Source organism: Microbispora sitophila (assembly GCF_014892245.1).
Lineage (GTDB): Bacteria > Actinomycetota > Actinomycetes > Streptosporangiales > Streptosporangiaceae > Microbispora > Microbispora siamensis.
Genome location: NZ_JADBGC010000046.1, coordinates 20,554 through 34,344 on the forward strand (window position 1 = coordinate 20,554; position 13,791 = coordinate 34,344).

Annotated in this window: 4 protein-coding genes; 1 reads left to right on the plus strand and 3 read right to left on the minus strand. The window is 67.9% G+C overall.

Annotated features, from left to right (window positions below):
- Positions 1-5 precede the first annotated feature (5 nt).
- On the minus strand, positions 6-1,796 hold the full coding sequence (locus tag IL992_RS44105) for an HsdM family class I SAM-dependent methyltransferase (RefSeq protein ID WP_193209242.1): 1,791 nt from the start codon (positions 1,794-1,796) through the stop codon (positions 6-8).
- 409 nt (positions 1,797-2,205) lie between these two features.
- Between IL992_RS44105 and IL992_RS44110 the strand changes: the two genes are divergently transcribed.
- Positions 2,206-8,817: a papain-like cysteine protease family protein gene (locus tag IL992_RS44110; RefSeq protein WP_193209243.1), complete on the plus strand. Its 6,612-nt coding sequence runs from the start codon at positions 2,206-2,208 to the stop codon at positions 8,815-8,817.
- 475 nt (positions 8,818-9,292) lie between these two features.
- Here IL992_RS44110 and IL992_RS44115 read toward each other — a convergent pair whose 3' ends face one another.
- Together IL992_RS44115 and IL992_RS44120 are read right to left on the minus strand one after the other, a co-directional pair.
- Positions 9,293-13,126, minus strand: coding sequence for a GDSL-type esterase/lipase family protein (locus IL992_RS44115; protein WP_193209244.1), 3,834 nt, complete (start codon positions 13,124-13,126; stop codon positions 9,293-9,295).
- 18 nt (positions 13,127-13,144) lie between these two features.
- Positions 13,145-13,660 (minus strand): hypothetical protein, encoded by a 516-nt coding sequence (locus tag IL992_RS44120; protein ID WP_193209245.1) that lies wholly within the window; start codon positions 13,658-13,660, stop codon positions 13,145-13,147.
- Between the last annotated feature and the right edge of the window lie 131 nt (positions 13,661-13,791).

A 13,791-nucleotide genomic window follows, 5' to 3' on the forward strand; every position in this document is an offset into this window, starting at 1 on the left:
GGGGATTACTCGGGACGCAGACTCCCGTCGAAAAGGCCGTCGATGCCGGCCGCCACAAGATTATCGCTGATCTCGTGGAGCGCACGGGTGGCGTCTTCATAAGCGAGTAACTGGCGGAAGGCCTCGCCGTACCGGCGTTGCTCGTCAATCGGCAGCCTGGGAAGCTGTGCGCGACGGGGATCGAGCCGCACTGACGAACCAAGCCGCACGCTAGAGCCGCTCGCAGCGCGCAGGCAGCCAGCCAGAAAATGGGGGTCCAGACGGGCGGGATCGGTGCGGATGAGCAGGAGCTGCGGGCCCAGGACGGCCCCTGACTCGGTCATGACCCGGGGAATTGAACCGCTCCCCGTGACCACCGGGGCGACGACGTCGTTACGCTCCACCCGCACCAGGCCGGGCACGTCGGAACTTCGCCCTGTAGGCGCTCGGCCGAGCAGGAGGTCCTTCGCAGTAAGGACAGGGAGCTCGCCCTCGTCGGGCAGCTTAAGCGGGCCCTGAAGAATGGTCACCACGCCTGCTCGGGCGAGCTCCCCGATGCTGGACATCGCCGGCTCGCGGCCGTGTGTCGCTGTCAGGCGAGGTAGAGCGGAGGTCAGTGACGTGGCCAGGGCCACGGCCTTCTCGGACAGTGCGGAGAAGCTGGATGGGTCCGGCTGGCCAAGGATGGAAACCCGCTGGCTGGTTGCCAGGTCGACCTCTTCATCCAGTAGATCGATGATGCGCACGCTGCTGCTGCGCTCAGGTAAATCGTTGCCATTGCAGAAGGCTTTCCACGCTGTCTCTGCGAGGGCAAGGTCCTCACCGGCGTTGACCATCAGCACGTCGGATGGGGACTGCACACCTAGTTCAGGCCTGCGCAAGACCCAGAGATCCGGCGCCCCAGTCGAGGCAGGAGCGGCCCCTGCCGACAGTGTGATGATCGCCTGGAGCGCCCCGGAGCGCAGAAGGTTACTACGGACTCGGCGACCTGGCCGGCGGCTGGCGGCGACACCCGGCATCATGATGACAACCACACCGCCAGGCCGTACGTGCGCCAGGCAGTGCTGGACCCACGCCAGTTCCGACTCGCCACGCGGCGGTAGCCCATACTCCCAACGCGGATCGTTGGTCAGTTCCTCGTAACCCCAACTGCGCTCGTTGAACGGCGGATTGCAGATGACCACATCAACCTGCTCGCCACTGAAAGCATCTGCGCGCAGGGAATCACCCGTCTCCACGTGTGAGTCGTAACCGCGGAGCTCCAACCGTAAAGCCGTCAAGCGGGCAGCGCTCGGGTTTATCTCCTGGCCAAGCGCCCGTGCCCCGGCGGATTCGAGGAGCAAGGTCCCTATTCCACATGAGGGGTCGAGCACCACCCGTCCGGCGGTGCCACCGATGCGGGCCATCAGCTGTGCCACGTCCCGCGGGGTGGCAAGCAGCCGACGGGAGTGAAGCTCCACATAGCGATCGCAGATACCGTCGAATGCTGGGACAGGTCCCTCAGCCTGACCCACTTCGAGGATTGCCCTCACCAGTCCCTTATCGACGTCCAAGCCGTCCGGTGTAACCGCGGACAAGCGCTTGAACAGCACGTTCTCGTCGAGACTGGGATCTCGCTGTTGGTGGAGAAGTACGATTCCCGCGAACCCTACGGCCTCACCAAGTCGCAGGTCGTCTGTGACACCCCGCAGCCGTTGCCAGAGCAGTTCGATCGGTGCCACTTCCACATAGCGGTTGTGACGGCGGAGCCAGTCCTCAACCTCGGCAAGGGAGAACGCGGGGCTTGCATCGCTGAACCTCCACAACAACGTAGCCACTCATCACGAGCGACCTCATGTCGCAATTCACGTGAAAAGTGCCTTCTGGTCTGGTGCGGGTTGGACCCTAGACAAGCTATCCTCGCAGTTCGAAGGCACTTTTCTCATGTAAACGATCAACCTGGTTCAAATTCACCGCGAAAGCCGCAGGCTAATACCGGGACTGATAGTCCCGGGCCCCCGTCTCGCTCGGTCGGGTCGCAGTCACCAACCGAGCCCTGCCGGCCATCGAGCACCGTGTTGACGACCTCGGCGTGCTCGCCTGGCCGGAGCTCCGCAATCACCTGGTGGCGCATCGTCCTCGGCGACGCCGCCCCGCCGCGAGGCCGAAATGGGCCAGCGTTTCAGGATTGTCGGGCTCGTCAATGGCGCTCACAATAACTCCGTCCGACGAGCTGAGGGGATTTCAATGATCGTGCTCCAGCGAGGCATCTCCTATGCGGGGGAGGCGGGGGAGAATGCCGTCGTCCAAGTTCTCGTGCAGGTTCCCAGGCTTGTTCTCCGCATCGATTCCGACGGCACCGTGTCCGGACGCTTCTCCGGTGACACCGTCGACGTGTCGTTCACCCAGCCCGCGGATCGCGACGTCTACCGCATCGACCTGCCCGATGAGCTCGTGTCCCGACCGGCCGGAGAATCGGCCCAGAACGCGGCCCGCTTCGTCACCGCGGCGGTGGCAGCCGGGAACATCGACGCCCTCACAGTCCCGGTACTCGTGCGCCACCTCACCGAGGACGGCCAGCCGCTCGGCGAGCAGAACCTGGACGTCCTGGTTCTACCGGCCCTCGCCCTCGGCGACAGCCGACAGCCGCTCACCCATGTCGTAGCCAGCCCGGAGCCACCCACCCGTGCCGTGGCGGTCGCGGACGCCCCTCCCAAGTACTTCATCGTCGCCAAGAAACCGTTCCTCGACCTGCGCGCCAGGCTCCGCGGGCTGGAGACCGACGCAATGGCGCTGGCTGTCGTCTGCTACGTCACCCATGTCGCCCCCGACGGGGTCCCGGTGTACTCCGAGACCGCCGCCGCGCGACTGTCGGCGCAGCTCGCGGCCTTCACTTCAGCGGAGGTCGCTGAACAGACCGTCACCGCGCTCGCGGCCGGCCATCCCGGCCTGGTCGACGTGCCGTTGACCATTCCTGAGATCAGGGCAATGAAGGTCGCGGGGACCCTGACCGTCCTAGCACCCGACAGCGTCATCGTCACCGCCAAAGACTTCGCCGCCTTCGATCTCGGAGCCGAGTGGACCGACGCGAACGGCCTGTCCCGCAGCCGCCATTTCCGTTTCGGCGACCAGATCAAGGTGACCAAGCGTTCGGCCGGTTTCGTGTTGACCGAAGGTAGGGCGGTCCTGCGTAGCACCGTGCACGGACGGCTGCGGGTGAGCGTGCAGGGCCTGGCCGGGGCCACGCTGTGGAGCGAGGAGTTCGACCGCGACGACCCGACACTCGCGGATCTGCGCATCACCGTGCCGCGCCAGACGGCGACCGAGCTGACTACGCCGCAGACCCCGCCGGTCGATGCCAATTTGCGGCTGCGGGGCCGCGTGATCCTGATCAACCGAACCTGCGCGACCAAGGACGTCCTCGTCGTCATCAAAGCCAGGACCACCGCGGAGGGCCCGTGGCGATTGGTCGGCGCTGCCTCGATCGACACCGGCGGCAACTTCGGGATGCCCTACCCGTACGGCGCCTTCGTCGAGGCCCAGGCGGTCTGCACGGCGGCGCCCGACGAACCGGCCGACATCCCCATCGTCGCCGACGCAGCCAACCGGACCATCTCAACCGACTTCCTCTACCTAATGGTACGGAACGCCCGTCTTCCCAACCAGGACGGTGAGGACTGCGGGTGCGGGTGCGGGTCCGGCACGTCCAACCGGCTCCCGGACTTCGCCGACCTCATCGGCTCCGACACCTATACGCAGGACATCGGCGGCTCCTGCGTAAACCTCTCCAAGCCCAACCGCACCATCAACGAGTTCCCCTACCAGGCCCTCGTCCGCATCTCCGACCCCGACGTCGCCTCCTACCGCCTGATCAGGCAGGAGACCGGGCTGCAGGCCATCGACGTCTCCGAGGCGGCCGCGCTGACGGCGGAAGCAGCGAGGCTGCAGAACCGGTCCGAGGTGGCGCTGGCCGCGGCCCGCCAAGCGCTCGGGGAGACCCACGCGGCGTGGGCTGGCCGGTCCCTGGCAGCCCTCGAGGCGGCTCATCCGCACGCCGTGGCAGTCGCCGCTGCGTTCGCGGCGGGAGGTCCGCCGATCACCGTGAGCGTGCTCGCCGAGGCGCGCAACCACCTCGAGGCCGTGGTCGCCGTTCTCGACGCCACCCGCACCCAGCTCGGCGCCGACGACTTACCGTTCCCGCCCCAGGCGGTGGAGGTGCTCGACGCGGCGGCGGGGACGATTCCGCTGGTCACCCAGGCGATCGACACCGTCGGCACGTCTGTGCACTATGACCTCGTCGGCGACACCACCACCCGGCCCCGGCTTCCCGTCGGGCTGAACAACCCCATCGGATGGCAGGACCCCCCGGAGCCGGTGCCCGTCTCCGGCCTCGGGCCGCTGAACCGGATCAAGTTCGGGCCGTTCGCGCCGGTGGCGGTCCCGGTGCCGCCGCACGACGCGGGCGCCGAGTTCGCCCAGGCCGTCAGCGTCGCCACCGGCCACATCCTCCACTACCGGGCGCAGTTCAAGGCCGACGGCTACTCCCTGGGCGACCTGGTGTACTCGCTGCCGCTGGCGCCCGGCCAGAAGAAGGAGATCGTGGTCCTAGACGCCTCTCAGACCCTGGTCGGCGCGGAGTCGCAGCAGCTGAGCCAGGACGAACGGCTGGCGATGGGACTGGTCGACGAGCGGGTCATCACCAGCCGGCTCGCCGGCTCGCTGGCGGAGTCCCTGCGCGGCAGCTCCAGGGCCGACACCTCCGGAATCAGCGCCGGCTTCGGCACAGCTGGCCAGGGATACGGCGGCACCGGCACCTACGGGGGATCGGGCAGCGCCGTGATCGGCATCGCGGGCGGCTCGGCGCAGTCGAGCAGCGAGGCCGCCCATGACGGCTCCCGCGACGTCGCCCAGTTCTTTAGCGAGAAGCTGCGCCAGTCGATCCTGCAGAACGCCGAGGGCTACCGGCAGCTCAACGCGTCCATCGTGACCACCGTGCAGCAGGGCGAGCGGTTCGGGGTCACCAGCGAGGTGGTCGCCAACCACAACCACTGCCACAGCCTCACGATGATGTACTTCGAGGTGCTCCGGCACTACGCGATCTTCCAGGAGCTGGTGTCCGTGGAGGAGTGCGTCTTCGTGCCGCTGCTGCTGGCGCGCTTCTCGGTGGAGAACGTCAGCGGGTGGCGGGACGTGCTCGCCCCCACGCTGCTGCCCATGCCGTCGGAGACCTACCTCCAGCCGGACGCCGGGGCGGTTGGATCCGGGCGCCTGCATCCACTTGCCAGGGGCTTCGACGCGATCCAGCGGATCCGGACCCACTACGCCAACGTCGACTTCCCCGCCGGCTCCTACGACCAAGAGACGATCCGCTTCCTCAGCGGCAGTCTCCGGCTGCGCGTGAACCTGCCCCGCCCGCGGACGAGGTATGACCGGGTGAAGAGCCTTCCGGTGATTCTCAAGACCGTCACCACGGACGATGTCGACGTGGCGGCCACGGTCAAGAACGCCTGGACCGAACCCCTGCTCGCCGGATTGACCTTGGGCCTGTCCACGCTGTTCACGCCGCCCGGCCCAGACATCGAGTACAAGACGGCGCAGGTGGAGGGCAAGAAGGCCGTGTTCGACGCCTTCATGAGTCTGGACGCCAACTTCGAGCACGTGCCGCCCGCCGAGTGCATACGGGTCACCAACTTCAATCCGGGCAGCATCACCGCCAACGGCCGGACCGTTCAAGTGTCCGGACTTGACTTCTTCCAGGACGGCTTCAAGGACCGCCAGCAGTGGGAGCTCTACGCGCGCCTGCTGGGGTACGGCGAAAAGCCGGAGGACACCCTGCGCATGCTCACCTACTACTTCGGCGGTCGTCTAATCTCCGAATGGGACGAGATCTTCAACAACGACATCGCGCCGCTGGTATTCGACCGGATCGTGAACGCGCTTCGGCTGACCGAGTTCGCGACCGACGTCACCGCCGTCCAGCGGTACACCGGCGGTGAGCGCGTCATCGACGTCAACCTGTCCGGCACCACCAGCAGGCGTCGCGACCAGCTTCCGCCGCAACTGCGCCTCACCGTGGCCGACACCAGGGCCCAGGCACTGCGGAGCTACGTGACGTTGAATGTCGAGGACGTCCGGCTCGACTACTCCACCGCCCACTACCGCGGCTCCCTCTATCGCGGCAGCCTCGGTGACGACCTGCTGGACGTGGACGGCGTGGACCTGGACATCCCGGAACGGCCCGACGAGAAGCGCAACCCGCGCCGCGAGGACCGCTACCTCGCTGGGGCGCTGCTTGACCACCTCAACAACAACCTCGAACACTACAATAAGGTCCTTTGGAATCGGCTCGATCCGGACCGCAGGTACATGCTGCTCGACGGGTTCAGCATCCAGGTCTACGCGGCCGACGGCACCCCCGTACCAGGACCGGCCGGCTTCCGCAGCCTCGCCTCAGTGGTGAAGAACGAGGTGATCGCGGTGGCCGGCAACTCCCTGGTGCTGCCGGTCGCCCCCGGCTACCGGGTCAGCGGCTCCTTCGTCCAAGCCACGTCGGAGGGCGGCACGGAGCCCGTCACACTGTTCGACCACTACAAGCCGCTCACGCCGGTCGAGCCCTACCGGGTCAGCGTGCCGTCGAACGGGCTGTTCGCCGAGGCCGTCCAGGGCGCGTGCAACGCCTGCGAGAAGATCGAAACCGACCGGGCTCAGGACTGGACACGGTTCGGCACCGACGAACCGACCGCGATCGCCCCGGTCACTGTCCCCACGCCCAGCCTGGAAGACTGGCGCGCGGCCTTCCGCGAGTTCGCCGCCCCGATCGTCAACGTGCAAAACGCGCCCGGCACCCCGACCCCCGGCGCCGGGCTCGCCGGCCTGTCGGAACTGCTCAGCCAGAGCGGGGTCTTCAGGGACATCACCGGTCTGGACGCCAACCAGCAGAACGTCATCCGGACTTACCTGTCGAACCAGGAGAACGCGAAGGCCTTCGCCGAAATGGCGAAGGAGATGGCCATGCAGAGCCACAACACCCAGAACAGCGGCAAGATCATGGAATCGATCAGCGCGGCGGAGAACGCGGGTACGATCAGCCAGGACGAGGCAAAAGTCTTGGTCAAGGACCATCTGCAGCAGCAGATCGACGGCGGCGCGGGCAAGCGCATCCAGGCCGAAGCTGCCAGCCAGGCCGCCGCCACGCCGCTCAGCCAGGCCGCGGTGACCGCGGCGTCGCAGGGCAAGGACGTCACCGCCAGCCGCCTCGACAGCTCGGGCAACAGCGAATCGGTGACCATCCGCGGCACGGCGTCGTCGAAGGTGCTCGCCGAGGCGACCAAGGTGCCCCACCTGCGGCAGACCCGGCGGAACGACTGCTGGGCCGTCTCCGCGGCGATGCTCATCGGCTGGAGGGAACAGGGATCGATCTCCGTCGAGGACGCTGTCGGCGCCGCCGGGGAGAAGTACCGGCAGATCTACACCGACGACACCGGCCTGTACACCGAGGACAAGGACGACTTCGTGCTGCACAGCCAGATGTTCGCTGAACCGGCGGCCTCCTACCGGCTCGAGCAGTACGTCGATTGGCTGAAGAAGTATGGCCCGCTGTGGGTGACCCGGGACGCCGGTCCGGGGCAGTTGTTCTCGCCGCACGCGTGGGTCCTGATCCGGATCAGCGGCACTGGAACCCCGGACGGGATCGGCACCGACTTCACCCTGATCGACCCGAAAAAAGGCACCGAGGAGACGCTGACGTTCACGGAGTTCGTCCGCGGCTTCGAGGACATGGCTCGGGAAGAGGAGGAGGGCCAGGCCCTGCGCCCCCAAGTCGTGCGCTTCCTGGAGCCGATCGCCAAACCCGAGGGGTACGCGATCGAGGGCCCGTTCAACTTCAGCGAGCCCGTCCACGAGACGGTCACCCTTGCCGCACTGCTCGATTCCACCGTCCCGGTCCCGTCCCGCCCGCGCCCGGGACCCAATCAGGCCGTCAATGAGTTCCTGCGCGGCGTCCTGTGGAACGACGACCCAGCCCTGCTGCTGTTCCACGAGCACCGAACCAATAACTGGAAGTTCACTACCGGCTACGCCTGGACGTCCGCGTTCAACCGGGCGGCCAAGGCCACCGCGAACGACGTGACCAACCTGACGGGGAGATCGCACTACTTCGATCTGCAGTTCCTCCACGCCATGGCCGAGACCGCCGGCGAACGGCCAGAGGATACCCTGACCAAGATCATGCTATGGGCCGAGGTCATGTATCGGCTCTCCATCGGTGAGGGCGTGGGCGGGTCCGATCGCCTCGACGCCGTCCCTATCGCCTCACACCTGACGGCGGACGACGGAACGGAGTATTCCGCCAGGCTGGCGGACTTCTTCACCGCCGCGTCCCTGCCGAGCGGGTCAGACACTCTGCGGACTCTCCTCACCCGCAACACCGCCTGCGAATCACTCGACCTGCCCCGGCGGGCTATCGGCTCTCTCCTTCACCTGGTCCAGGACTCCTATGCGCGTGGACACGTCCGCCGTGTCCTGCTCAACCCCGGCGACCTGCTCCCTGGCAAGACCGACGAATTCACCTCGGGCACCTATGGCCGCTTCGGCGACGTCGAGAACTTCCACTGCTACCGAGGCCAGAACCACAAACTCCACGAAAAGTACGACCGCCCCATCGCCACCCTCAGCGCGGTCGACCCCTCCTCCTTCAACTCACTCCTCGGCGCTCGCGACGCCATCAAGGCGAGCACCTCGCTCCTGAACATGTGGCACGCCGCCACACCCTGGGCGGCCGCCAACGGCCCCAAACACCTCCTCGAAGGAACCGTCTTCAAACTCGCCGCAACGGCCACCCCGTCCGACACGACTATCTGAGCCCCTACAGGTAGTTGCGCTGGAAACCCATGTAGCCGAGTGGCACGGTGTGGGTCCGGCTGAACGTCTCGGCCTTCCTCGTCACGACACTGTTGTGGAACTCGCGAAGTGCCCCTTCGAGATCACCGAGGGTGCAGAGGGTACGTGCGGTCTCGTGGGCCAGCGAGGCTTGCTGGAAGAACCAAACCCGCTGTGGATTTCGTCGCCCGGTCCCGCCGCGGCCAGGTCGTCCTCCGCGCGGAGCAGGGGGGCGATCGCCTCACGCCTCTGCCCGTCGGTCGCGAGGCTGCGTGCCTGTACGACGCCGAGCAGCGCGCGCTCGCGAGGTGTCGCCAGGGTGTAGCGCTTTCGGTCGGCAGACGCCGCCGCGAGCCTCACACCCGCCCCGGGGTGACCCAAGTCGAGCCCGGAACCGTGATCAGCGGGTCCGTGCCCCGGGAGCCGGGGCGCGGACCCGCTGTGGCCGGCCGATCTCCTATCCGAGCGTGATGCGATCGTTGATCGCCTGCGCCATCGCCTCGTAGCCGAACCGGCTGGGATGGAACCAGTTGTCGATCACCGAGTAGCTGAGGCCCGGCGCCTTCTCCAGCTCCGGCCAGGTGACGTAGCCGCCCACGCACGCCTCCTGGCCCGCGAACAGCGTGTGGATGTCGATCGCGTGCACCCCGGCGTCGGCGGCGGCGGCGGAGATGGCCGCCGCGAGGGCCGCGCCCTTGGGGACGAGCCACTGCCTGTCGCTGTTGACGATCCCGGAGCAGTCGAAGGTGTCGCCGCTCCGGGAGGGGTCGTAGGCCACCGGACCGGGATAGGTCACCACGTAGACCTTGTCGGCACCCCCTGCCGCCTCGGCGATTTTGAGGTACGCGGACAGCAGCAGCGGCCGCAAGGAGCTGACGCGTACGTCGATCTTGTCCGGCCGGCCGGCGCCGTTCGAGAACCCGTCCTTGCAGGGGGGAGCGTTCATGCAGGTGACGATCACGTCCGCGAACCCGAGGTCGTTGCCGCCGACGGTGACGGTGACGAGCCGCGGCTTCAGGGCGCGCAGCAGGTCCAGCTGGAAGACCGGTTCGCTGTAGTAGTCGGAACCGGCTCTGTCGGGATTTGGGGAGTTCGGCAGCCAGTTGTCGGTTGTAGCGACCTTCTCCGGTTTCACCCGTTCCAGCGAGCCGTCGTTGAGGATCGTGGTGCGGTTCATGTTTGGCAAGATCTCTTCGGTCTTCTGATCCAGGTAGTAGCCGACGCCGGCCACGTCCCACAGGTTGGAGCCGGCGCAGGCCAGCTCGACGACCGGCAGCGACCGCATGCCGGCGAGCAGCCGGGGCCAGGACAGAGTGCTGCGGTGACAGAGGTTGCCGGCGTCGCCGGGGGCGTTGTCCTCGTAGTCGGTGCCGTCGTCGAAGACGCCCGTACCTTCGCCGGAAGAGTAGGAGTCGCCGAGCGCCACATACCCGCCGGTGGGCACCGGGACGAAGGCGACCGCGTCGAAGGCGATGTCGGCGCCCTGGGTCGCCTCGCCGTCCGGTGTGATGTTGCTCAACGTCACCGGCAGGGAACACCTGTCCCCGGCCGCCCGGCATAGGTAGTAGCCGAGGCTGACCCATCGGTTGGCGTAGCGATTCTGGTTGATGGTCCGCCGATAGATGTCGTCGACCGTGTACGTCGCGTGCGAGCTCGCCGCCGCCAGGTCGGGGACGAAGACCTTGATCTCGTACACCGTGCCGACGTCCGGATCGGCCGGCAGGTCACCGGTCCAGGTGGCGCGGACCTCGTAGGCCGTGTCGCCCTTCGCGATCGTGTGGGTGAAGAAGGCGTGCCCGCCCATGCCGCCGCCGATCTGGTGCAGGTCGATGGCGGCCAGGCTGGACGTGCCGGCGAGGTCGAGCAGGTCCTTGCCGTCGCTGTCGCTCACGGTGAACGTGCCCCCGGTGCCGGCGGGCGGAAGCAGCAGCCGGTTCTCCGCGTCGCATCCCATGAGATTCGGCGTCCGGCGGGTCGGGTTCCTGTCCGTATCCAGGATCTCTTCGTCCACCACCACCGCGTTCGCCCCCGGGCTCACGCTCGCCACCGAGCACGTCGCGCTCAAGGGTGTGGCGGAGGGCTCTGGAGTGCCGGGCTGCGGGTAGTAGACGTGGCCGTTGGGGGCATCGGTGGGGGTGTCGCGGACGCAGAGCCTCGGGCAGTCGCCCCAAGCGACCGGCCTGTCCCACCAGCACAGGGTGTCCTCCGACGGGCAGGGGTCAGCGTGGCCGGCCTGGAGGGGGTCGCAGAAGTTGACGTCCTGGCGGCAGAACAGCGTGTGCGGCGGGGTCGACAGGAAGGTGCCCTGCTCCGCGTCCCAATCGTAGGTGCCCCGATATCGCAGGTAGCCGTTGCCGTCCAGCTGGGGCACCTCCATCCACCCGAACACCCTTTCCTGATAGGGCCAGTGAGAAGGCGTCCGCGCGTCGCCGTAGGTCGCGACCAGGCCGTCGTGCAGGAAGGCGTGGCGCGTCGACGGGTAGATGGGATTGGCGGGGTTGTTCAGCCAGCCCAGCCCTCTGCGGTCGGCGGCGTCGGTATGGACTCCCGAGTTGTATCCCCAGATCGCGCCGTACCAGTTCTCCACCTTCTGGGGATCGTCGTCGTTCAGGCGGATGCCCAGGTCGTGGAGCTGAACCCACTTTGTCTGCAGGATCTGCGCCGCCGCCGCGATGTTGGTGGCGTAGTCCACCGCGACGCGCACCTGCCTGTCGTCGGGGATGGTCGCTCCGCTCAGCGGCGGGAAGCGCATTCCGTCGGTGATCTGGGCGATCCCGTAGCCGCAGTCGGCCGCGGAATAGTCGATCCGGCTGAGCGTGGCGTCGGTGCCGTAGTAGTTGGCGATGAGCGGGTTGCCGGAACGGCCGGCGATCGCGTGCCAGCTCGCCTGGCTGAAGTTCGACTCCTGCGCGAGGATCCCGTACATGACCAGCGGAGGGACGTGCGGAGCACCGGCCACCAGTGGGAAGTCCTCGCTGGGATACGCCTGCTCGACGGGCGCGTAGTGCGCGTCGTCCCGCGAGTAGCGCTCCGGCTGCGGCGGACGGGCGCCCGAGGGGTGACCCTCGATGAGATAGCCCTGGACGGCCTGGTTGACCGCCCACAGGACCTGTTGTGTCGTCGGCTGCCAGACCTGCTTGAAGACGTCGTTGCGGGCCACGGAACACGTCGGCGGGCCGGTCTCCGGGCTCTCGCCCGCCGCGGCGGCGAACGACCGGGCCGGGAGCGGCGAGGTCTCGCCCGCCGCCGGCTCCGGCAACGGGGCGTCGCGCTGGGCCCCGGTGCTCTCGATCCTGGTACGGATCCCGTTCGTGTGGGCGCCGGCCGGTGCCAGCACTGCCAGGCCGCCGTCGAGCGAGATCTGGTCCACCTCCTCACGCGCCCCCGCGGTCAGGCTCCGGATCTCGGAACGCCCCTGCTCGGACAGGCCCGTGACGAAGTTGTGCCCGGTCCGTCCGCCGTACAGGTGGACCCGTGCGGCGGGGCCGGATCCGATCCGGCGGGTCGCGGACGCGTTCCAGTGCCACGCCGTCGAGGTGTGCCCGTCCGGCACCACGAGATCCACGCCGCCGTCGGTCGCGGGCCGCACCTCCTCGACCGGCCCGGGCAGCGTCGCCAGGGTCTCCAGGCCGGACCCGGTCACCCGTACCAGCCGGGAACCGCGGACGGCGACGATGCCGTCCGCGGCCGCGACCGCCGACGTGAGTTCGGCGTCGGCCGTGCCGCTTCGGACCGCCTTCCCCGTACCGGCGTCGACGACCGTGATCCGCGTGGGCCGCTGCCCCGCGCCGAGGTAGCTGGTCAGCGCCACCTCGTGCCCAGTTCCGCAGCCCGGATTGAAGTAGGCGAGGGAGACGCCTGAGCCGAGCGGGCGTACCGCCCCCGTCCGGACGTCCACGGCGTAGGCCAGGCCGCCCTGGTTCATGCCGGCCTCGCTGTTCGCCGTGTGCCACGGCGCGATCACCGCGACGACGAACCGCCCGTCGCCGGTACGGCAGTGCTCACCGGTCCACGCCTCGTCGCCGTACCCGCCCGGCCGCAACGAGGCCAAAGGCTTCCAGCCGCCTCCGGCCTCGCCGATGAACAGGTGATAGCCCGCGGTGTCCGCCGTGGCGGTGACCGCCGTGTCGGCGCCGGGATCGGCCCGGGACGCACCGGGGTCCTTCTCCGCTGGAATGGGGGACGACAGAGCCGCCTCGGCGGCAACGGGATCATGCTGGCCGGCGACGGACGGGACGGTCGCCAGCAGGAGCACCGCAGCGAGGCGGTGCAGCTTCGGCAGGAGATTCACTGGCTCACCCGCTCCGGTTCAGGCGGGCGCGCAGTTGGTGAACACCTTGCCGCTCACGTATTTGCTGTGCGCCCACATGCACGCCTCGGCCGTCACCGTTGCGGCGAAGGTCTGGTTGGTCCACATGGGCTGCGGGGAGGACGAAGGGTAGTAGCTCCCGTTCTCGGGATACAGGAGCTGCCGCTCACCGGTCAACGCCCAGGCGCCGATCAGGGCGTCCTTGGCCGCGCTGTACTCGTAACCCACCGCCCAGTTGGTGCCGCACCTGTAGGAGTACCAGTTCTCCACACGCCCCAGCGTGTGGCCCTTGCCGTCGTCGACATAGGCGGTGTTCACGGGCTGGGAGTCGGACGCGCACGTCGTGTCGTAGGGATCGGTGTTCCAGCAGCTTCCCCCGCAGTTGTAGTAGGTGGCCTGCGCGGCCCGGGCGGATGCGTGCGCCGTGGAAGGCGCCGAAACCGCGAGGACCAGCAGCATGCCCAGCGGCACGGTGAGCGCCGGATACATGCGGGACGACAGAGAGGTTCGCTGCATGTCTGTCCCTAAGATCGATTTGTCTGGAGTGAGTCGCTCTGGATTCCCGGGGCGACGGGGTGTGGCTGATGTCTGTCTGCTGCGGTTGTGGCTTCGAAGGAATGGCCGCCTCGTCGCCCTGGACGCCTTGG